Source organism: Brevundimonas sp. Marseille-Q4549 (assembly GCF_976940555.1).
Genome location: NZ_CDRHXG010000001.1, coordinates 1,507,655 through 1,529,008, shown reverse-complemented (window position 1 = coordinate 1,529,008; position 21,354 = coordinate 1,507,655). Strand labels below are relative to the sequence as shown.

The window sequence follows — 21,354 nt, the reverse complement described above, 5'->3', positions numbered from 1 at the left end:
GATGCGTCGTTTCCCCCTCCCAGTCCTCCTGATCCTGCTGGTGATCGGGGCCACGCCGACCTTCGCCGCGCAGGCGAGCCCCCCCACCGCACGAGCCGCCGCCGACGCCATGGGCAAGGGCTTCAATCTGGGCCAGATGTTCGACAACAGCCAACATCCGACGACGCTGGCCGAAGCCAAGCCCAAGATCGACGCCTATTATGCGCGCGGTTTTCGCGTCGTGCGCATCCCTGTCACCTGGACCGAGGATGTCGACGGTTCGACACTGGCCGACCCTCAGACCGGGCGCATCGATCAGAATGCGCCGCGCCTGAAGGAACTGATGGCGGTCGTCGACTACGCCCTGGCCCAGCCCGGCCTCTATGTCGTTCTGAACGCCCATCATGAAAAGCGATTGAAACAGGACGGCCGGGCCGACGTACTGGAACAGCTGTGGACCGACATCGCCGACGTCTTCGGCGACCGCGACCATCGGCTGATCTTCGAGATCCTGAACGAGCCTCACTTGGAAGGCGGAACGGCGATGGCGCCGGAAACGGTGCGCGAGATGTCGGGCCGCGCCTATCAGCGTATCCGCGCGCGCGACGCCAAGCGCGTCGTGGTGATCGGCGGCAATCAGTGGTTCGGCGCCGATGAAATGGCCCGCACATGGCCCGACCTGAAGGCGGTCGGCGACGGCCAGGACCCCTATGTCATGGCCACCTTCCACCACTACAATCCCTGGACCTTCGCCGGCGACAACCAGGGCGACTACGCCGACTCCTGGACCGACGACGACATCCGCAAACCCATGCAGACCATGGCCGGCTGGGCCTCGACGGTGGGCAGGGGCATGCCGGTCTTCATCGGCGAATGGGGCGTGGGCTGGCACAGCAAGCTGGCGAGCATGAACTGCAACAATGTGCGCCTGTGGTATGCGCGCTTCCACACCGCCCACGCCGCGCCGATGCATATGCCGACCGCCGTCTGGGACGACGGCGGCTGGTTTCAGCTGTTCGACCACGCCCGGAACCGCTTTGCCGGCAATCTGGTCGACTGCATCGGCGGCGAATGCGCCTGGTCGGGAACTGAGCGCTTCAACCCCGACTGCTACTGACCGGCTTCAATACCAGTCGCCGCCGCCGATGGGCGCGCCGGGCGGCACGGGCTGGGCCACCGGCAGCGTCTCGCCCAGGGCTTTCAGCCCCTCCACGGGCCCGGTCAGGGCCTGGGCCAGATAGGCGCATTGGGCCGTCTCGTTTCGGTCCCCCCTGCATCGCTTCAGCTGATCGCCGAACCGGTTGGCGGCGTCGCGCACCATGCCCTGGGCCGTGGATGACAGGGCCTTGCCCTGGATCAGGGCGGCCAGATAGGCGGCGTAACGAGCGCGGGCCACGCGGCGCAGTTCGGCCTGACGCGGGCTGAGAGCGCCGCCCGACCCCACTGTCAGGGCGATGCGGTCCAACGTCTCTTGCAGGCCCAGCTGCGACGGGTCGCGGCGCTGCTGCTCCACCAGCCGGTTCAGCCGCTCCGGCGCCAGCAGGGTTTCATAGACAGGCTCCGTCGCCGCAGCCGCCGCCGAGGACGGATCGAACACCGCGTCGGTACGGCCGTCGAACAGCTCGATGTCGGTCTGGCGATCCGGCACGCCCGACTGGGCCGACGACAACAGGTCCAGCACCCGATCCGGCAGGTCCAGCGTCTCGGGCGACAGGGCCAGCATCAGGGCGTCCAGCGCCGCGCGCTGGCGGGCGGCGGGAACGGGATCGGCCCGCTCGCGCCCATCGCCGCTGACGGCGTAGGCATAGTCCACCCCGCCGATCTGACGCCCCACCGCCGTCGTCTGATAGCGATGATACAGATAGATGGGCACAACCACGCGCCGCAGGTCCGCCGCCGGCGCGCCCGCCGGCAGATTGCCCAGCCCGAATCGCGACAGGGCGATGCGCCGCACCGCCAGGGTGTTGGCGAACTCGGCCACCACGTCCGCGCCATTGTCCCACATCGCGCCATAGGGCTGCAGGCTGCCCAGCGGCCGGGTGTCGGTGTCGTTGACGAAACGATAGCCCCTGGCCTGGGCCTCGGCGGCCAGGGCCGCGCGACGCGCCTGTGGGTCCTGGCCCGGCGCATCGCCATACAGCCAGTTCACCACGTATCGGTCCCAGGCGCCGACGCCGGTGGTGTAGGCGCGGCTGAAGTCTAGGCGCTCGCCGTCCGCGATCACCCACGGCGCCGGATAGTCCATGACCGAGGCCCGTCCCTCGAACGTCGAGGCGGCGAAGTTGTGGGCGATGCCCAGGGCGTGACCGATCTCGTGCGCCGACAGCTGACGCAGGCGCTGATAGGCCAGGCGGTCGGGGTCGTCCTCGCCCCCCGTCCCGCTGCGGTCGGCGCCGACCAGTCCTTCGAAGATCATCTTGTCTTGGCGGTCGCGCAGCGAGCCTAGCTGCACCACGCCGCGCACGATCTCGCCGGTGCGCGGGTCGTTGACGCTGGTTCCGGTCGACCAGCCGCGCGTCTCGCGGTGGACCCAGGAGACGATGTTGTAGCGCGCATCCATCGGATCGGCGCCCTCGGGCAGCAGTTCGACCCGGAAGGCGTCGACATAGCCCGCCTGATCGAACGCCTGGGCCCACCAGTTGCCGCCCTCGATCAGGGCCTGGCGGATGGCGGGCGGCGCGGCGCGGTCGACATAGAAGACGATGGGCTTTTTCACCGGCGACCGGGCGGCGGTCGGGTCGGTCTTCTCCAGCCGGAAGCGACGGGCCAGGCGGCTGACCACCGGATGGTCCAGATCGGCGGCGAAGTCCGTCACCAGAATCTGCGCCGAGGTGCCCGAGCGTGGATCGTGCGGCACGGGCTGGAACCCCGCGTCGGGCAGCCGGATGAAGGAATGATGCACCGTCAGGGTGACGGCGCGCGGCTCGGGCGAGACGCGCGACAGTTCGACGGCCGGTTCGTCGCTGGTGAAGGTCTGGACCGTGTCGAACTCGACGTTCTCGGGGAAGACCAGGGTGCGGGCCGTGTCGATGAAGCTGAGGGTCGGGGCGGGCTTGAACGTCCCCAGTCTGGCGCGCTTCAGGCGGCCCACCGCATTGACCGCGTCCCGCTCCAGAAAGCCCGACAGATCGACCGTCACCGCGCCGTCGGGGCCCGTCTCGATCACCTCGCCGGACCAGACCACGGGCGCAGTAAAGGAGGCGGCGACGGCGTTCACCTGATCGGCGTCGGCGTTCTGGGCGCGAAAATCCTCGTTCTCGAAGGCGGCGAAGACGCGGTTGCCGACCTTGCGGAAGGCCACGATCTGCGCCTGTCCCAGCCCCGAACGGTCCAGGCCTGCCCCGTCCATACCCAGCCCGGCCGACAGACCCGGCTGATACAGATAGCGGGCCAGGACGCCATCGGCGCCCGGCGCGGGCAGGCGAACCGTCACCTTGCCCTTCTGCGGATCGGCGCGAACCGCGAATAGCCCCTCTTGCCAAGCGGCGGGCGCCGAGGCGGAGGTTGTCCGTGCACTCGTCTGGGCCGCCGCCGGAACGGCCGAAAGCAGCACCAGTCCGGCGACGCTCGCCATCAGAACCTTGCGCATCCTCGCCTCCCCAAACCGCCGCTTAACGCACGCCCAACGCCAGGGCGTCGGGCCGGCGCGTGTCGGCGGCGCCCAGGAAGCGGTCGCCCTCGATCATGATCGACTGGGTGCTGCCCATGGTCATGGACGGCCGAACCGTATGGCCGCGCGCGCGCAGCAGACGCTCCACGTCCGGCGAAAAGCCGCCTTCCAATTCCAGCGGGCTGTCGCCGCCGCCCTGGTTCAGACGCGGCCGCATGGCGGCCTCGGCGATGTTCAGGTCGTGGTCGATGACGTTGGAGATCAGCTGGACCATGGTGGCGATGATATAGCCGCCGCCCGGGGTGCCCGTGACCAGCCAGGGCTTGTCGTCCTTGAACACGATCATCGGCGTGATGGTCGAACCCAGCCGCTTGCCCGGCGCGGGCGAGTTGGGCTGGCCCTGCGTGCCCCAGGCGAAGTTGTCCAGATTGTTGTTCAGCAGGATGCCGGTCCCGACCGGAGCGACGTGCGCGCCGTAGGAGTTGGACAGGGTGTAGGTGTTCGAGACCGCATTGCCCCGGTCGTCCGCCACCGAGAAGTGGGTCGTGTCCTTGCTCTCGAACGGATAGGGATTGCCTTCGGGGATGTCGTCGGCGCCCAGCGAACGCTCCAGCGAGATCAGCTTCACCCGTTCGGCGGCGTAACCCTTGCTAGCCAGGCCGTGGGCCGGCGCGTTCCACTGCGGCGCTCCGCCGATCAGCCGTCGGTCGGACGAGGTGATCTTCATCGCCTCCGAAATCAGGTGCAGGCTGTCGACGCTGCCCCAGCCCATGGCCTTCAGGTCGAAATGCTCCAGCAGGTTCAGCGCCTCCGCGACGCTGACGCCCGAGGCGGTCGGCGGCATATAGGCGATGCGGTTTCCGCGATAGCTGCCCCAGATCGGCTCGGACACGTCGGCGCGATAGGCGGCCATGTCGGCCAGGGTGATGACCCCGCCCCGCGCCTGAACGCCCGCCACGATCTGACGCGCCAACTCGCCGCGATAGAATTCGTCCGCCCCGCCCCGCGCCACCTTGCGCAGGCTCTCGGCCAGCAGGGGCTGACGGAAGACTTCGCCCGCCTTGTAAGGCGTTCCATCCGGCTTCAGATAGGCTTCGCGCGCGCCGGGGTCTGTGGCCAGAACCCGCGCGCGGCCGGCGGTGGCGTCCGCCTCGCCGTCCGACAGGACATAGCCGTCCTGAGCCAGGGCGATCGCCGGGGCCATCAGATCGGCCCAGGGCATGGAGCCGAAACGCCGGTGCGCCTCCCACATGCCCATGACGGTGCCGGGCACGGCGACATTGATGAAGCCCGAGGGCTTGGAGCGGTCGAACTTGCCGTCGGCTCCGAGCAGAAGCTCGGGCGTCGTCGCGGCCGGGGCCACGCCATAATAGTTGATGGCGATATCCTGAGCCGGTCGATCCGCCGTCGCCGCCATGTGTGCGACCATATAGCCCGAGCCGCCGATATTGCCGGCGCGCGGCAGGGTCACGGCCTCGGCGAAGGCCACGGCGATGGCCGCATCCACTGCATTACCGCCACGCCGCAGTACGTCTACGCCGACGCGCGTCGCGGGATCGCTCTGGCTGACAACCATCCCGCCACGTCCGACGAGCGGACTGTGAATCTGGCCATAGCTGACAATGTCCCCGCCGCTGCCCGTGGCAGGCCGAACCGGGGCCGACGTCTCCTGGGCCAGGGCCGGCCAGCCTGCCAAAAGCGCAGCGATCGCGACGGCCGCAAACCTCATCTGTGAACGCACGGACAACTCCCCCCAGGGCGACTGCGACCGGCCCCAACCAGCCGAAACAAAACACACTGTCAGCGATAGCATTGCGCCATGCATTGATTCAAGGCGCACAACCGGTGATTATTTTGCTCTAAATATGCATCACATGTAAATTTTGACCCTTAGCGGTTGACGTTGTCATTGTGGCGGTTTCTAGTCTTGAGCGCGGCGTTTCGTCTGTGACCGTCCTTCTTGGGGAAGGGCGTGTCGATCGCGCGTCGCATGAACGTCGGGGGATGCCGAGTTCGATGATCAGTAACCGGGGATGACAAGACCATGCGTGCAACCTTCGCTCACCGCAGCCTGAAGACGGCCATGTTGGCCACGACGGCTCTGTTCGGGGCCGCCACCGCCGCCGTTGCGCAGGAGGCGGCGGACCCGCAACCCGCCGAGGTCGACGAGGTCGTGGTGGTCGGCTCCCAGATCCGGGGCGCCAAGGTGACGGCGGCCCTGCCCGTCACGGTCATCGGCGAAGAGCAGATCCTGGCGACGGCGGCATCGTCTGGCGACGAACTGCTGCGCTCCATCCCCCAGATGGGCGACGTGACGTTCAACTCCGCCTATCTGCCGGCCTCCTCCAACTCGGCGCGCGGCGACACAGGCTCGGTCAACCTCAGGAACCTCGGCATCGGCAACACCCTGGTCCTGCTGAACGGCCGCCGCGTCGTGGGCCACCCGACGTCCCAGGCCAACGAGCATCTGGTGCCGGTCCTGACCTACAACACCAACGCCATTCCGGTGTCGGGCCTGAAGCGTCTGGAGGTGCTGCGCGACGGTGCCGCCGCCATCTATGGCGCGGACGCGGTGGCGGGCGTGGTCAACACCGTGCTGCGCGACGACATGACCGACTGGACCGTCTCCAGCCAGTACGGCGGCGCCGAGGGCACGGGCCTGCGCGAGTTCAACTTCTCGCTCTACGGCGGTCAGGACATCGCCGAGGGACGCGGCAATGTGTCGGCCTTCTTCAACTACGACCACCGCAGCGAACTGACCACGCTGGAGCAGCCCTATACGGCCTCGGACGACAAACGCCCGCTGTTCGCCGGGACCGGCTTCGAAAACAACTCGGGCCTGAACGGTCTGTCGTCCCTGACGCCTTGGGGCCAATTCACGGTGGCGAGCGGCTCGGCCAGCTATGGCGCGGTGACGGGCTTCACCACCTTCACCATCCAGCCGTCGACGCTCAGCGGCTGCGCCGCCGCCCTGGCCAACGGCCTGTGCCTGAAGAAGACGACCAACATCGACCCGTCGCTGTTGGCCGACACGGCCCAGGAAAACCTGACCGTCGTTCCCGAAATCGACCGCTACAACCTGTTCCTGACCGGTCGTTACAAGATCAACGACGCGGTGGAGTTCTTCGGAGAATTGGGTGGCTATCGCGCCCAGTCCCACGCCCGTCAGGCGCCGATCAACACCCTGTCGTCGGTCGTCATGACCATTCCGGGGACCAACTATTACAACCCGTTCCAGCGCGATGTCCGCCTGACCGGCTATCGCTTCAACGACATGGGACCGATCAACGTCGACGTCACCAACGAACAGTACCGCATCCTGGGCGGGCTGCGCGGCGACTGGCGCGGCTGGCGTTGGGAATCGGCGCTCGTCTGGTCCGAAGCGTCGGCCAAGGACGTGTCGGACAACATCTCCACGACCAAACTGGCCGAGTGGGCCGCCAAGTCGACGCCCGACGCCTACAACTTCTTCAACGGCGGCGATCCGGCCAATCCGCGCTTTGGCGATTCCACCCCGTCCAACCAGGCGGCGCTGGACGCCATCCGCGTGGACATGGTGCGCAAGACCAAGACCGAACTGGGCCTGTGGGACTTCAAGATTTCGCGCCCGGACGTCTTCCAACTGCCCGCGGGCCCCGTCGGCCTGGCGGCGGGCATCGAATTCCGCACCGAAAGCCAGTTGGACGACCGCGACAGCCGCATCGACGGCACGATCCGCTATACTGACAAGTCGGGCGCGACCTACAGCGACCTGATCAACTCGTCCGAGAACCCGGACACCTACGGCGAACGCGACGTCTTCTCGGCCTATCTGGAAGTCGCCGCCCCCCTCGTCTCGCCCGAGATGAACATCCCCCTGGTGCATAATCTGGAGGTTCAGCTGGCCGGCCGGTTCGAGAATTATTCGGACTTCGGCGACGTGGCCAAGCCCAAGATCGCCGGCGCCTGGGACATCGTCGACGGCTTCCGCATCCGCGCCTCCTGGGCCCAGGGCTTCCGCGCCCCCAATCTGGAGCAGATCAACGCCACGGTGATCACGCGTTCGAACAGCTCCAACGACTATATCTACTGCGAGGCCCTGCTGCGTCGCGGCGCCATCACCAATATGAACCAATGCGGCGCCAGCACCGTGTCGCAGATTCCCAACACCTTCGCCGACAAGGCCAACGCCACCCAGACCCACGTCCGCAAGCTGACGGCCGAGCGGCGCTCGGGCAATCCGGACCTGCAACCCGAGGAGTCCGAAACCACCTCGGTCGGCGTGGTGATCCAGCCGCGCTTCCTGCCCGAGCAACTGGGGAACTTCACCGTCACGGCGGACCTGTGGAAGGTCGAACAGACCGGCATGGTCGGCCTGTTCCGGGGCCAGAACGCCCTGATCCTGGACTATCTGCTGCGCAAGAGCGGCGGCTCCAACCCTAATGTCATACGCGCCGATCCGACGGCGGCGGACCAGGCCATCTTCGCCGGCACCGGCCTGACGCCGGTCGGCGAGGTGCAATACATCACCGACTCCTACAGCAACCAGCAGCCCCAGACGGTCGAGGGCCTGGACCTGGGCGTGATGTGGAACCTGCGCGGCACGCGGGTCGGGGATTTCAGCCTGAACCTGAACGTCTCGCACCTGATCAAATACTATCTGGAAATGTCGCCGGGCATGCAGGAGCTGCAGGCCGCGCGCGACGCCGGCGCCATCCCCGCCTCCATCACCTTCGGTGGCCGGATGGGCGACCTGATCAACGACCTGGGCCGTCCGGAATGGAAGTGGTCCCTGTCCGGAAGCTGGCGCTATCAGAACCTGACGGTCGGGGCCTTCAGCCAGTATATTTCGTCGCTGTACGACAGCAGCCTGGTCAACTCGGCCGGCGATTACTGGACGGTGGATTCGACCCTTACGGCCAACCTCTACGCCGAGTACCAGTTCGACCAAGGCATGCTTTCCGACACATCGGTCCGTCTGGGCGTGCGCAACCTCACCGACGAGCAGCCGCCCCTTTCGGCCGCGGGGTATGTCGGCACCGTGTATCAGCCCTACGGCCGATACTGGTACGTCAGCCTGCGCAAGACCTTCTGAAAATCTCGCAAAGAGGCGGAGGGCCGTCGCCTTCCGCCTTCCCTACCAAGTTTCCGGAGTTCCCCTCGATGAAGCCCGTTTCGATACGCGCCCTGACGCTGGCCGCCGCCCTGGCCGGTTTCGCCGCCCCTGCGGGCGCCGCCGAACTGTCGCCCGAAGCCCAGCGCCAGATCGTCTCCACGGTCGAGCGCAACGAGCCCGCGCTGGACCATGCGGCGCTGGAAATCTGGAAGTTTGCGGAACTGGGCTATCAAGAGACCCAAAGCACGGCCCTGCTTCAGGGCCAGCTCCGCGATGCGGGCTTCACCATCACCCCGGGAATAGCGGGCGAGCCCACCGCCTTCCTGGCCAGCTACAAGTCCGGTGATGGGCCGGTCATCGCCATCCTGGCAGAATACGACGCCCTGCCCGGCCTGTCCCAGACCCTCAGCCCGGTGCAGCAGTCGGCCGGCGCCCCGGCCGGGCACGGTTGCGGCCACAACCTGTTCGGCGCCGCCTCGGTCCAGGCCGCCATCGCGGTCAAGGACTGGATGGCCGCCAACAACATCAAGGGCGAGCTGCGCGTCTATGGCACCCCCGCCGAAGAGGGCGGATCGGGCAAGGTCTATATGGTCCGCGACGGCCTGTTCGACGACGTGGACGTCGCCGTCCACTGGCACCCCGGCGACGTCAACAGCGCCCGCCAGGGCGACACCATGGCCAATGTCTCGGGCAAGTTCCGTTTCTACGGCACCGCCGCCCACGCCGCCGCCGCGCCGGACAAAGGCCGCTCGGCACTGGATGCGGTCGAGGCCATGAACGCCATGGTCAATCTGATGCGCGAACACGTGCCCGACCGCACCCGCATCCACTATGTCATCACCGACGGCGGCCGCGCGCCGAACGTCGTCCCGGCCTTCGCCGAAAGCTACTATTACGTCCGCCACACCGATCCGCAGGTCGTCCGTGACGTGCTGGAGCGGGTGAAGAAGGCGGCCGACGGCGCCGCGCTCGGCACCGGCACGCGGGTCGAGTTCGAGGCCATCGGTGGCGTCTATTCCATGCTGCCGAACGAAGCCCTGATGACGGTCATGGACCGCAATCTACATGCCGTCGGCGGCATCACCTGGACACCGGAAGAAGTCGCCCTCGCCACGGAAATCCAGAAGACCCTGGCCTCCAAGCCTCCGCTGTCCAGCGTGGGAGAGATCGAGCCGGCGGTGATCGGCGGCGATTTCGGCGGCTCGACCGACGTTTCGGACGTGTCCTGGGTCACGCCGACGGTCGGCCTGTCCACGGCGACCTTCGTGCCCGGATCGGCCGGCCACAGCTGGCAGAACGTGGTGGCGGCGGGCTCTTCCATCGGCCTGAAGGGCGCGCATCTGGCGGCCAAGACCCTGGCCCTGACCACCGCCGAACTGTTCCAGAGCCCCGAGACAGTCGCCGCCGCCAAGACCGAATTCGAACGTCGCCGCGGCCCGGACTTCCACTACCACGCCCTCCTCGGCGACCGCGCCCCGGCCCTTAATTACAGAGATTAAACGGAGCCGCCAGGGCGGGGGACGGGCGAACCAAGCCTGTGATTTGAGGTGTCAGACTTCGACCGGCGCCGTCAGGCCCACGGCGTCGCGCGTCACCTGCCAGGATTTCAGCACCCGCGTCCGATAAGGCTTGGCCAGTATGGTCGAGACGGCGGTCAGTTCGGCCCTCGCCGTCGTCCGGTCCAGGGTCAGCAGGATGAAACCCTTGGCCAACTGGTCGCAGAAGACAACCTCCGGATTGGTCGCCGTCAGAAGCTGGCCCAGGGGGAAGCCGCCGCCGATCGCGTCGCCGGGCGAGGGGCTGGAGATCGAACTGGTTCCAAACTCCACCGCGCGGCGCTCCCCGGCGTCGTCCTTTAGATCATTGACCCAGAAGGCATGGCTGTCACCCGCCAGGACGATGGGCTGGACGTTCGCCGCCTTGAAGGCCCGATACAGGCGTTCGCGCGCCGTCGGATAACCGTCCCAGGCGTCGAGGTTGAACGGCATGCCGAGCCGGAACAGTTCGACCGACAGGGCGACCTCCGCCCGCACGCTTTCCGGCAGGCTCGCGAGAAAGCCCTGCACAGCCTCAGGCGGCATCATGTCCGCCACATTGGGACCGGCGACCCGCGCCATCACCACCTGGTTGCCCAGCACCTGCCACGGACGCCCAACCTCACGCGAAGCCCGCAGTTCGCCTTGCAGCCAGCCTCTCTGGGCGTCGTCCATCAGATCGCGCGAAGGATCGGCCCGCTTCGCCATGAAGGCCTCGACGTCAGGAACCGGCTTGCCGTCCGGCCCGGGCTTGAACGTCAAATCCCGGGTGTAGTCCAGTTGTTCGGTTCGCCCCTGCAACCGGGTTTCCACCATGATCAGGCTGGCCAGATCGCCGAAGTGGAAGGTCCGCTGGATGGCCTCCTTCAGGGCGCCGGGCCGCGCCTCGCGGATCGGCATCCATTCATAATAGGCGCGCAAGGCGGCAGCCTTGCGAATGCTGAAATCGCCCTCGCTCTCGGGCTGATGGTTCTGCGCGCCGGTGTTCCAGGTGTCGTTGGCCACCTCGTGATCGTCCCAGACGCAGATGAAGGGCGCACGGGCATGGGCGGCCTGCAGGTCGCGATCGGTCTTGTACTGGGCATGGCGCGTCCGGTAGTCGGCCAGGGTGACGATCTCGTGCGGCGGTTCGGGGATGCGGTTAAGTCGCGTCCCATGATCCATGCCGTAGTCGCCCGCAGCCGCGCCGTATTCGTAGATGTAGTCGCCCAGATGCACGACCGCATCGACCCGATCCTGCTTGGCGATGGCGTCATAGGCGTTGAACAGTCCGCCGGGATAGAGCTGGCACGACACCACCGCCAGAACCACGTTCGGCGTCTGACCCTGCGGCAGGGTCCGCACCCGGCCGACCGGCGAGGTGACGCCGTTGGCGATGAAACGATAGAAATATTCCGTATTTGGACGAAGCACCGCATCGTCCAGTTCGTGCTTGACGGTGAAGTCGCGCTCGGCGCCCGCTTTCAGATTGGACACCGGGCGTACGACATCGCGGAAGGCGTCATCGCGCGCCACCTCCAGCGTGACCGCGACATCGCCGCCCGCGCCCGCTTCAGGCGTCACGCGCGTCCAGAAAACGGCCGAGTGCGACCCCGGATCGCCGCTGGCCACCCCATGCAGGAAGGCGACCTTGCCGGTGTTGGCCGACTTGGCCACGGCGGGCGTGGCGGCGCCCGCCCCGATCAGGCCCAGAAGACTGCGGCGATCCAGAGTCATCGATTGTCTCAGAGCTTCAGCTTGAACACGAGGCCGTAGGAGGCGGGCCGACCGGCGATGAAGGTCGGCATCCCCAGGGCGTCACCCGTGTTGCCCGCATCCTTGATGTATTTCTCATCCAGAATATTTTCGCCGAAGGCTTCCACACCCCAGTTCTGCGACGACGGCGCATAACGGATGCGCAGGTTCAGCAGGCCATAGGCGTCCTGATATTCGTCCTGGGCCAGATCGGGGACGAAGTGGCCCTTCTGCAGCGCGGGACTGTCGTTATCGTCATCGAAGAAGACCTTCGACTGCCAGGTGTAGGTCGGCTGAACCTCGATGGCGCCGTCTGCGACCGGCAGACGCCAGACCGCGCCGAACGAGGCCATATGGTCGGGCGACAGGCGGAAGTGATTGCCTTCGTACAGGCCGTTCTCGAACCGCGAATGATTGAAGGCGTAGGTGGCGAACAGGTCCAGGTTCGAAGAAACGGTGAAGTTGGCCTGGCCTTCAAAACCATAGGACTTGGCCTCGCCAGCGTTGGTCGAGACGAACAGGGTCCCCTGCTGCACCGTGGTCTGGAAGTTTTCGTAGTTGTACAGGAAGACTGCGCCGTCGACACGCAGGCGGCGATCCAGCAAGGCGGCCTTGGCGCCGATCTCATAGCTGTCGACCGTCTCGGCGGCGACCGGCGTGAAGCGGGCCGCGCCGCCCGGCGCCGACGGGCCGGAGGCGCTGATCACCTCCGGGCGACGACCGCGCGCATAGTTGGCGTAGATGTTGGCGTCGTCGGAGAGGGCGTAACGCGCCGTCAGGCGCCAGGTTACGCCGTCATCCTTGCTGTCCAGATAGGAGAAGTCGCCGTTGTTCGTCGTCGGTTGGGCCGTCAGGCCGAACAGGGGCAATCCGCTGGCCAGCGGCAGGTTGGCCGCGCCCGGCGTCGCCAGCCCCTGAAGAAGCTGACCAATCTGTGTCTGAATCGCTGCGGCGCCAGTCAGGTTTCCAGCCTGGGCCAAGGCCTGAGCCTGCGCACCCAAGGCCTGCACGCCCAACAGGCCGCCGAGAACCGAGCGGCTCTGGACCGAACTGGCGAAGCCAGTGGTCTTGTCGTCGCGGGTGTAGCGGACGCCGCCCGAAACCTCCAATCGGTCGGTCAGGGCGTAGGTGACGTCGGCGAAGACGTCGTAGGACGTCAGGTCCGAGTTGTTGATCGGCGTCTCGATATGCGCCGCCTTCAGGTTGGCGGCGATGGGAGCGGCGAAAGCGCCCGCGCCCAACGGCGTCAACAGCCCGCCCAGCGCCAGACCCGCGACGGTCGGATAGGCCGCCAGGGGCAAGGTCTTGTCGCCGATCGTGGTGGGAGAACCGTCCAGCAGCCCGGCCAGTTGCACCAGCGCCAAACGCTCGTCGAACTGGGTCGGCGTGCGCTGATACCCCTTCTCATGGAACCAGCCCGCGCCGACAAAGCCGCTGAGCCGCCCGCCGTTGTTATAGCTCAGGCGCAGGTCCTGGCTCCACTGTTCGCCATAGGTGTCCTCGGCGACGGTCAGGAGGGGCAGCGACACGCCATCGGCGTCGAAGGTCTCATAGTTCTTGAACTGGCGGTAGGCCGTGGTCGAGTTCAGGCGCAGGGCGGCGTTCAGGTCGAAGCGGGCCAGGCCCGTCACGCCCCAGACCTCGCGGCTCAGGCCCAGCGATTTGCCGCCGTCAAAGTCAGCGCCGCGCGTCAGGGCCGCACCGTCCCACGGATTCTTGCCGCCCAGCACCGCGCCGGTGTTCGGATCGGCCGGGTAATAGGCGATGGACTTGAATGAGGTGCCGGACGCCTTGTCCGTCTGATAGTTGCCGATCAGGTCGAAACGCATCGCATCCGTCGGCGCCCAGGCGCCCGACAGGCGGAAAGCCTTGGTCTCGATGGAGTTGTAGCCGTCGCCGCCCAACAGGTTGTCGACGAATCCGTCGCGCGTCTTCATCCGTGTCGACAGACGCAGGCCCGCCGTGTCGCCGACCGGCAGGTTCAGCGCGCCCTCAACCATGCGATAGCCCTGATTGCCGGCCTCGGCCTGGGCATAGGCTTCGGTGCGGCCGATGCGGGCGCGGTTCTGAACCAGGTTCACCGCCCCGATCAGGGCGCCGCGTCCGTACAGCGTCGACTGCGGCCCCTTGGCGACCTCGATCCGCTCCATATCGAACAGTTCGACATAGGAGCCGCGCGACTTGGAGATCGACACCCCGTCCTGGAACACCGACACGCGCGGTTCGGCCGTCGCCGCGCCGCTGTCCGAGGTGATGCCGCGCATCACGAAGCCCGGGTTGTTCGGCGACTGGTTCTGCACCAGGAAGCCGGGCACGAAGGCCGACAGGGCGTCGAATTCCTGCACGCCCAGATCCTGCAGGAACTGACCCGAATAGGCGGTCAGGGCGAACGGCACGTCGATGGTCTTCTGTTCGCGCAACTGGGCGGTCACGACGATGTCGTCGACCTGGCTGGCCTCGGCGGCTTCCTGGGCCGAGGCCGCCGTCGCGGCGCCCCAGACGCCGACGAGGGCGCTCGCCCCCAGAAGACCACGCTTCATCGCGCCGCGAACCATCATCGGAATCCCCATCTTGATCGAAGGGTCTCCGGTTAGCTTCCCTATGCGCCGCATGCGCGACAGAGCGGTGAAGCTGGAATGAAGCTGATGCGTCCGCCCGGTCAAGAATGGTCCGTAGACGATCAAACGCGAACAGCGGCGGCTATTCGAATCCCAGGTCGGCCCAATTGAAAACCGCCGTCCTCGCTATGAGAACGGCGGCCTGGCTTCAAATGGGAGAAGGTCGCCAACACGAACCGTACCGACCCATGCTCGTGGGAAGCAACGTCCGCCCCGCAAATCGACGCCTCGACTTGTGCGGATCAGAACCGCTTGGTCAGTTGAACGCCGTAGGTGCGCGGTTCGTTGACGAAGGCGGTCAGGTTGTTGAAGTCGATGCCGCCGATCACGTTCGCTTCGTCGGTGATGTTGCGAACATAGGCGGCGGCCTCGATGCCGCGGCTCAAGTCGCGCCAGCCCGCGCGCAGGCCCCCTTCAAACGCCGTGTCCTGCATGAACTCGACCGATTCATAGAGGAACAGGTTGAAGTTCTTCTGCATGACCCAGTCGGTCGAGGCGAACAGTTCGGTATCGGCGCCCAGCGGCCGGACGTAGTTCAGCGTCAGATTGGCGGTGTATTCGGGCGCCTGAGGGAAGGGGTTGCCGTCGATAGCGGCGCGACGGGTCGTGCCGACCATGACGATGGGATCGGTGACGGTGCAGTTGGAGCCGCAGATCGCGACCAGCAGATCCTTGTCCTTGATCTCGGTGTGGTTCCACGCCCCGCCGGCCGCCAGGCTGAAGCCCGCGCCCAGATAGATGTCGCCATCCAGCTCAAGGCCGTAGCCCTCGCCCTTCTTGGCGTTGATCAGGCGGTTGGAGTTGTCCGCGCCGCCGATGGCGGTGAACTGCATGTCGCTGACTTCATAGACATAGGCGGTGGCGTTGAAGCGCGCCCGGCCGTCCATCATCCGCGCCTTCAGCCCGGCTTCGTAGGACATGACGGTTTCGGAGTTCGCCGTGGTCAGGACCGGCAGGTTGCGCCCCTGGATCGACGGGCCGCGATAGCCCTTGGCCACGCGGGCGAACAGGTTCAGGTCATCGTTGACCTGATAGAGCGCGCTGACATCCCAGCTGACCTGCTGATCGCCGACCGAGACGGCGCCCGTGCCGCCCGCGCCGGTCCCCAGTACGATCTGGCCGTTGTAGTGGCGGTTGTCGTCGGTGTAGCGGACGCCCGCCGTCACCTTGAAGGCGTCCGTGACCTTGTAGCTGCCCTGGCCGAACACCGACCATGAATCGGACTTCTGCACGATATCGGTCACGCGGGTCGGCTGCACGCCGCCGACGCCGTTGAAGGTGCCGCTGACCAGGTTGAAACGCTCGTCCCAGTAGAAGGCGCCGACCTGCCAGCCGAGCCGACCGTCGCCGTTCGAGGCCAGACGCAGTTCATAGGTGTTCTGCAGCAGGTCGCTGGACAGGGTGCCGGTCTCGGAGTTGAACGGCGTCTTGTAGGAGGCCGTCGCCGGGGCCGAGGCCACGCCGCCGTCGATGTCGCCATCGCCCTGCGACCAGCCCTGATAGGAACCGACGATGCCGGTCAGGGTCGCGGGGCCGAAGTCATAGGCGACCTGCAGCGACTCGGACGTCGTCTTCTGCTTCTGGAAGTTATTGCGGCCACCGTCGTAATAGACGGTGTCGCGGTCGAAGTTGTCGTTCAGCTTGTTGGAGCCCTTGCTCAGGGCGTTGGCGCGGTTCATCGTGCCGGTGCCGTCATAGTCGCGGGCCTGCAACGTCAGCAGGGTCGACAGGCGATCGGTCGGGGTCCATGCGACGTGGACGCGTGCGGCCAGATCGTCGAAACCGCCCAGATCATCCTTGTCGGGATTGGCGAACGACGGATTGTAGGCGTTGTTCACCCAGTCGTCGCGGTGGTTCCACAGAATGGCGCCGCGCACCTGAAGCGTGTCCGACGCCGGCAGGGTGACGGCCGCCTCGGCGCGCGTCGAGCCCAGGTTGCCATAGGTCAGCGAGCCGAAGCCGGTGAACTCGTCCGACGGCTTGACGGTATCGATCTTGACCACGCCGGCCGGGGTGTTGCGGCCGAACAGCGTGCCCTGCGGTCCGCGCAGCACTTCCAGCTGCTGCACGTCGAACAGGGGGAAGCCTTTCAGATAGACGCTTTCCAGAACCACATTGTCCAGCACGACCGACACCGGCTGCGAGGCCGTGAAATCGAAGTCCACATTGCCCAGGCCGCGAATGTAGAAGCGCGGCGCATAGCGGCCGTTGGAGCTTTCGATCTGCAGGCTGGGCACGCGCCCCGACAGCGACAGGATGTCGGCGCCGCCGGCCGAAACCTCCTGCAAGGTCTGGGGGCTCAGTGCAGTGACGGCGAAGGGCACCTCACGGATGTTCTCGCTGCGACGCTGGGCGGTGACGACGATGTCATCGACGCCGGTCGGCTCTGCGGCGGCGTCCGCCGTCTGGGCGAAAACCGAGCCGGCGCTCAGCAGGGCGATGCCGCTGACGGTGGCGGCCAGAAGGGCTTGGCGAAGCATGGGCGAGATTTCCTTGGCGACTTGGGAGGCTTTGTCGCGCGACGCCGTAAGGCTTCGCCTCGCCGACCGCCAGCACAGAGCGGGCGTGTTTCTTGAACCTTTCAAGACGCGGCCACACCGGCGGGACAATTTGCTGCTGGACGGCGCGGACCCGACCGGCTCGCATTGTGTCGGACGCGCCGAAATGCGAAGTTGAACCCGTGCGTGAGTCCGTTCCGCCCTCTTTTTCAGACATCTTTTTGGATCGCGTATGCCTTTCGTGACGCCTTCCCGTCGCCGGCTCCTGCAACTCGCCGGAGCGTCGGTGTTCGCGCCAGGATTGGTCGGCATGAAACAGGCCGATGTCGTCGGGCGCGTGTTGGCCGTTTCCGACATGCATTCCGCCTATGAGCGGACCGCGCAGCTATTGGCCGCCTTCGAAACCGAAGTCCGCTCCAACCCCGTCCCCCATGTCATCGCGATCGACGGCGACATCTTCGAACATGGCAATGTCGTCGCGGTGCGGTCGGGCGGCGCGGTGGACTGGGCCTTCCTCAGGGCCTTGCCGGCGATCGCGCCGACAGTGTTCAACCTGGGCAACCACGACAACGACCTGACGCTGGATCTCGCCGAAGTCGTCGATCGGATGAAGGGTCTGGGGATTCACGTCGTCAGCACCATCGGCGATACGCGCACGGGCGCCGGCTATGCCGAACCCTCCACGACCCTGCCCTTCGGCCGACGGTCGCTGCGGGTCGTGGGCATGGCGACCAATTCGCTAACCACCTATCCCAAAGCCTCGCGCGAGCAACTGACGATCCCCGCCGCCCCCGACTGGGCCAGGGGGAATCTGGCCGACAATCTGGCCGGTGCCGATCTGGTCATGGTCATGAGCCACGCCGGGGTGGCCGCGGATCGGGACATCCTGCCGCTGCTGCCGGACGGCGGCCTGATGATCGGCGGCCACAATCACCTGCTGTTCCAGCATCGCCAGGGCCGCAGCGCCTATGTCCACACCGGCTCCTGGACCGCCGCCTATACGGTGGCGGAATTCCTTTCCGACGGCTCGGTCATGGCCCGATCCCTTCCCATCGCCTTGAACGCCCCTGCTTCTCCCGCTCTCGCGGACCTGATCGCCGACACCCTTGCCGCCAACCTGACAGAAGAGGAGCGGGTCATTCTGGGGACCAGCCCGCGCGCCCTGTCGTTGGGCGATACCGGCAGAAGCGTCGCCGCCGGCCTCGCCAAGGTCGCCGGCGCAGACGCCGGCTTCATCGGCCACACCACCCTGGGCACGGGCGTTCCCGCCGGACCGGTCAGCCGCTACGTCTTCGATTCCATCGTTCGTTTCGACGGCAAGCTGATGCTGGCCAGCGTCCCGCGCGCCCAGTTCGACAGTTTCATGGCCCACGCCAACCAGGACCGCCCGATGCCTCTGGCCAATCGCAGCGGAGACTTCCTCTACGCCTCGACGATAGCGCCCACGGTCGATCCCGTCCGCATCGTCACGACCGACTGGTGCGCCACGAACCAGCGCGAATACTTCGGAACAACAGACCTCCGTTTCGTGGAAGCGGCGGGCCTCACGGTCAAGACGGCATCCGCCGCCGGGCTTCTGACGCCCTAGGCTCGCCATGCGCGTTAGGTCCGGACGGTTGGCAAGACGGCGGCTGAGCGCTCGAACGCTTCAGCCACCAGGACCGGCGGTCATCGACATGGCGCCAGCAGGCGCCGCTCGAACGCTCATGCGCCGTCCTGCGCCAGGATCAGTGCGCCCAGCACACCCGCCCGGCCGCCCAGTCCGGGCGCGGTGATGAAGGCGTTCAGGGCGGTAGGGTCGTCGAGGTGCGGCAGGTAGCCCCCCAGTCGCTCGCTCAATAGTCGGCGCACACGCGCCAGAAGATGTTCGGCGCCCCCGACCCCGCCGCCGATGACGATCCGACGCGGCGCCAGCACATAGGTCAGATTGGCGGCCATCTGGGCCAGATGGCCGGCGACGACGTCCCAGACCGGATCGTCCTCGCCTACGCTCTCGCCCGGCCGCCCCAGACGCGCGGCGATGGCGGGACCGGACACCAGGCCTTCCAGACAGTCGCCGTGGAAAGGACAGACGCCGGCGAACGGATCGGGGTGGGCGGCGGTGCGGACCGACATATGGCCGGCCTCCGGGTGAAGCGCGCCATGAACCAGACGCCCATTGGCCACCACGCCCATGCCGACACCCGTTCCGACGGTGACGTAGACGTGGTCGTCCAGTCCTTTGCACGCCCCCCATCGCCCCTCGGCCAGGGCCGCGCCGCCGACGTCGGTGGCCAGACCGATCGGCGCGCCGAACCGTCGGAGCGGCCCCAGCAGGTCGGCGTCGGACCATCTGGACTTGGGCGTTCGGAGGATGCGGCCGTAATCCGCCGCGTCGACCGCCACACAAACGGGACCGAAACTGGCGACGCCGATTCCGGCCAGCCCGCCCGCGTCGGCCTGGCCTTGCAGCACCTCGACGACGGCGCCCAGGGTCGTCTCAGGCGTGGTGGTTTCGATACGGACGCAGTCGCCCAGATCGTCCGGTCCACGGCCGAACCCGACCAGGGTCTTGGTGCCGCCGATCTCGATCCCCGCATAGGTGCTCATGTGCCGGCGCTTCACCCGATCAACGCATAGGGCGCCAGTCTGACAAGTCCGGCGGGGATGTCACGCCCCGTAAACCGTGGCAACGTCCGCAAGCTGCCGCTGGCCTTCGATTTTCTGAACTGCTAGGCTGCTGCCGACCGTGGAGGTGGCGGACGTCTGGCTGCCGCTGACCTTCGATTTCTGAACTGCTAGGCTTCTGAGGTCCATTGACGAAGAAGGGCGGGAGCTGCCGCTGGCCTTCGATTTCTGAACTGCTAGGCTAGGGGCGTTGTAGGTGCCGGAACCGTTACGGCTGCCGCTGGCCTTCGATTTCTGAACTGCTAGGCTAGATGCCCTGTTAACATTCTGAATTTGAATGGACATATTGGGCATCTAGTCGGTTCGAATGGTTGGACAAAATTAGAACAACGCCAACTGGTCTGGGTTTTTCCGGGGGCGTTTTCTCTTCTGACTCGAGAATCGAACGATTCCCTCGTACTGGCGGTCCGTGAAACTGAGCACATGCACGTCGCCTTTCTCAGGCAAGTTCGTTTCGATTCGCCTTAATCGGGCTTCGTAAGCGTCCATACCGTTGCAGAAACGAGCATACACCGAGAACTGACTCATCTCGAATCCCTCGTTCAGAAGGAATTCTCTGAACTTGGTCGCCTCGCGCATCTGTTTCCTGGTGCCGACGGGGAGGTCGAACATGACGAAGATCCACATCAGTCGATATCCGCTCAGATGAAGGGCGTCGCGTCGGCTCATGCGTCGTCGGAGCGCGCGCGGAGTCGAGATCTGGGGCGCCGGCCACTGCCCATTCCATGGGGCTGGGTGGATCGAACAGCGCCAGTTCGGGCTTGCCGATCTCGAAGGCCCGGGCGAGAGACCGCGCAAGCCGCTGGGCCGCTACCGATACGGGCGACGCCTCGCCGGCGATTCTCAGATCGAAGGCGATCAGTCGCGCGAACCGCCGCTTCACGGTTGGGTCCAATGTGGTCACGCCCGCGCGCAGCATCTGATCGACGACGGCGTCGACCAAGGGACGGAACGGCTCGACCAGGTCGTCGGCTAGGGCGAAGGCGTTGCCCCGGTTGGAATGCTGGATCCCGATGCTGGGGTGCAGCCCCGCCGCCACCACGGCCCGAGCGCAGGTCGCACGCATCACCGCATAGCCGTAGTTCAGCATGGCGTTGGCGCCGGCGGCGTCCCGGTCGCGACGGAAATCGGCGCCCATCAGAAGCGGCCAGTAGCGGCGCGCCGCCTGGGCCTCCAGGTTCTCCTTGTCGCCCGAGGTGACACGGGCGGTCATGAAGGGAAAGGCCTGAGCGCCGTTCACGCCACGAGCCGCCAGGAGGAGCCCTGCATGACGATCTTGGCCGAAACGATCCGCCGCCATAGCTGTTTGGTCAGGGGCTTGGAGGCGTTCAACTGATCCTGAATCCGTCCGCCCTGGGCGTGATGCCCCTCCAGGGGCAGGGTGACGGCGACGGGGGAATGATTGGCGCCGCAGAAGACGATGGGCGCGCCACGTTCGGCCAGGCGCGCGACCAGGGTTCCGCTCTAGGTCACGCCGTGGGCATGAACGATCACGGCGTGAACGTCGTCCAGGGCGATGCGGCCGACTTCCGTTCCGTCGCGTTTGACCAACAGGAAACCGCGATGCGCGGACAGGTGATGACCGTCGGTGGCGATGTCGACGATGCGGTCCACGGGG

Annotated in this window: 12 protein-coding genes and 1 pseudogene; 4 read left to right on the top strand and 9 right to left on the bottom strand. The window is 66.5% G+C overall.

What is annotated here, in order from left to right:
• Window position 1: 1 nt before the first annotated feature.
• The gene (locus tag ACWPV3_RS07485) at window positions 2-1,096 is read left to right on the top strand and encodes a glycoside hydrolase family 5 protein (RefSeq protein WP_453977454.1); all 1,095 of its coding nucleotides are present in this window, start codon (window positions 2-4) and stop codon (window positions 1,094-1,096) included.
• Window positions 1,097-1,102: 6 nt separating this feature from the next.
• Here the strand turns inward: ACWPV3_RS07485 and ACWPV3_RS07480 are convergent, their stop codons facing one another.
• Together ACWPV3_RS07480 and ggt are read right to left on the bottom strand one after the other, a co-directional pair.
• On the bottom strand, window positions 1,103-3,568 hold the full coding sequence (locus ACWPV3_RS07480; protein ID WP_453977453.1) for a zinc-dependent metalloprotease: 2,466 nt from the start codon (window positions 3,566-3,568) through the stop codon (window positions 1,103-1,105).
• A 22-nt stretch (window positions 3,569-3,590) separates the two neighbouring features.
• Window positions 3,591-5,330, bottom strand: a complete 1,740-nt coding sequence (gene ggt, locus ACWPV3_RS07475; protein ID WP_453977452.1) for a gamma-glutamyltransferase — start codon at window positions 5,328-5,330, stop codon at window positions 3,591-3,593.
• A 303-nt stretch (window positions 5,331-5,633) separates the two neighbouring features.
• Here ggt and ACWPV3_RS07470 point away from each other — a divergent pair, with 303 nt between their 5' ends.
• Window positions 5,634-8,663: a TonB-dependent receptor domain-containing protein gene (locus ACWPV3_RS07470; RefSeq protein ID WP_453977451.1), complete on the top strand. Its 3,030-nt coding sequence runs from the start codon at window positions 5,634-5,636 to the stop codon at window positions 8,661-8,663.
• 68 nt (window positions 8,664-8,731) lie between these two features.
• A complete protein-coding gene (locus ACWPV3_RS07465) occupies window positions 8,732-10,183 on the top strand; it encodes an amidohydrolase (RefSeq protein WP_453977450.1) in 1,452 nt (483 codons plus the stop codon).
• Between the two features lie 51 nt (window positions 10,184-10,234).
• Here the strand turns inward: ACWPV3_RS07465 and ACWPV3_RS07460 are convergent, their stop codons facing one another.
• The 3 genes from ACWPV3_RS07460 to ACWPV3_RS07450 all read right to left on the bottom strand — a co-directional run bounded on the left by ACWPV3_RS07460 (window position 10,235) and on the right by ACWPV3_RS07450 (window position 17,051).
• The gene (locus ACWPV3_RS07460; RefSeq protein WP_453977449.1) at window positions 10,235-11,935 is read right to left on the bottom strand and encodes an alkaline phosphatase D family protein; all 1,701 of its coding nucleotides are present in this window, start codon (window positions 11,933-11,935) and stop codon (window positions 10,235-10,237) included.
• 8 nt (window positions 11,936-11,943) lie between these two features.
• A complete protein-coding gene (locus ACWPV3_RS07455) occupies window positions 11,944-14,523 on the bottom strand; it encodes a TonB-dependent receptor (RefSeq protein ID WP_453977448.1) in 2,580 nt (859 codons plus the stop codon).
• A gap of 290 nt (window positions 14,524-14,813) precedes the next feature.
• Window positions 14,814-17,051 (bottom strand): TonB-dependent receptor, encoded by a 2,238-nt coding sequence (locus ACWPV3_RS07450; RefSeq protein ID WP_453977447.1) that lies wholly within the window; start codon window positions 17,049-17,051, stop codon window positions 14,814-14,816.
• A 328-nt stretch (window positions 17,052-17,379) separates the two neighbouring features.
• Here ACWPV3_RS07450 and ACWPV3_RS07445 point away from each other — a divergent pair, with 328 nt between their 5' ends.
• Window positions 17,380-18,657, top strand: a complete 1,278-nt coding sequence (locus ACWPV3_RS07445; protein WP_453977446.1) for a metallophosphoesterase — start codon at window positions 17,380-17,382, stop codon at window positions 18,655-18,657.
• 116 nt (window positions 18,658-18,773) lie between these two features.
• Here the strand turns inward: ACWPV3_RS07445 and ACWPV3_RS07440 are convergent, their stop codons facing one another.
• From ACWPV3_RS07440 to ACWPV3_RS07425, 4 genes and pseudogenes are all read right to left on the bottom strand, one after another.
• The gene (locus ACWPV3_RS07440; protein ID WP_453977445.1) at window positions 18,774-19,658 is read right to left on the bottom strand and encodes an ROK family protein; all 885 of its coding nucleotides are present in this window, start codon (window positions 19,656-19,658) and stop codon (window positions 18,774-18,776) included.
• 399 nt (window positions 19,659-20,057) lie between these two features.
• Window positions 20,058-20,315, bottom strand: coding sequence for a CRISPR-associated endonuclease Cas2 (gene cas2 / locus ACWPV3_RS07435; protein ID WP_453977444.1), 258 nt, complete (start codon window positions 20,313-20,315; stop codon window positions 20,058-20,060).
• Window positions 20,316-20,532: 217 nt separating this feature from the next.
• A pseudogene (gene cas1, locus ACWPV3_RS07430) lies at window positions 20,533-20,949 on the bottom strand (type II CRISPR-associated endonuclease Cas1); the annotation flags it as partial.
• Window positions 20,950-21,200: 251 nt separating this feature from the next.
• The gene (locus ACWPV3_RS07425; RefSeq protein WP_453977443.1) at window positions 21,201-21,350 is read right to left on the bottom strand and encodes a hypothetical protein; all 150 of its coding nucleotides are present in this window, start codon (window positions 21,348-21,350) and stop codon (window positions 21,201-21,203) included.
• Between the last annotated feature and the right edge of the window lie 4 nt (window positions 21,351-21,354).

What these genes read in the sequence shown, in the direction of transcription:
- ACWPV3_RS07440 (WP_453977445.1), bottom strand. Translation starts at nt 19,658, where the DNA reads ATGAGCACCTATGCGGGGATCGAGATCGGCGGCACCAAGACCCTGGTC.
- ACWPV3_RS07450 (WP_453977447.1), bottom strand. Translation starts at nt 17,051, where the DNA reads ATGCTTCGCCAAGCCCTTCTGGCCGCCACCGTCAGCGGCATCGCCCTG.
- ACWPV3_RS07445 (WP_453977446.1), top strand. Translation starts at nt 17,380, where the DNA reads ATGAAACAGGCCGATGTCGTCGGGCGCGTGTTGGCCGTTTCCGACATG.
- ACWPV3_RS07455 (WP_453977448.1), bottom strand. Translation starts at nt 14,523, where the DNA reads ATGGGGATTCCGATGATGGTTCGCGGCGCGATGAAGCGTGGTCTTCTG.
- ACWPV3_RS07465 (WP_453977450.1), top strand. Translation starts at nt 8,732, where the DNA reads ATGAAGCCCGTTTCGATACGCGCCCTGACGCTGGCCGCCGCCCTGGCC.
- ACWPV3_RS07460 (WP_453977449.1), bottom strand. Translation starts at nt 11,935, where the DNA reads ATGACTCTGGATCGCCGCAGTCTTCTGGGCCTGATCGGGGCGGGCGCC.
- ACWPV3_RS07470 (WP_453977451.1), top strand. Translation starts at nt 5,634, where the DNA reads ATGCGTGCAACCTTCGCTCACCGCAGCCTGAAGACGGCCATGTTGGCC.
- ACWPV3_RS07485 (WP_453977454.1), top strand. Translation starts at nt 2, where the DNA reads ATGCGTCGTTTCCCCCTCCCAGTCCTCCTGATCCTGCTGGTGATCGGG.
- cas2 (WP_453977444.1), bottom strand. Translation starts at nt 20,315, where the DNA reads ATGCGCGAGGCGACCAAGTTCAGAGAATTCCTTCTGAACGAGGGATTC.
- ACWPV3_RS07480 (WP_453977453.1), bottom strand. Translation starts at nt 3,568, where the DNA reads ATGCGCAAGGTTCTGATGGCGAGCGTCGCCGGACTGGTGCTGCTTTCG.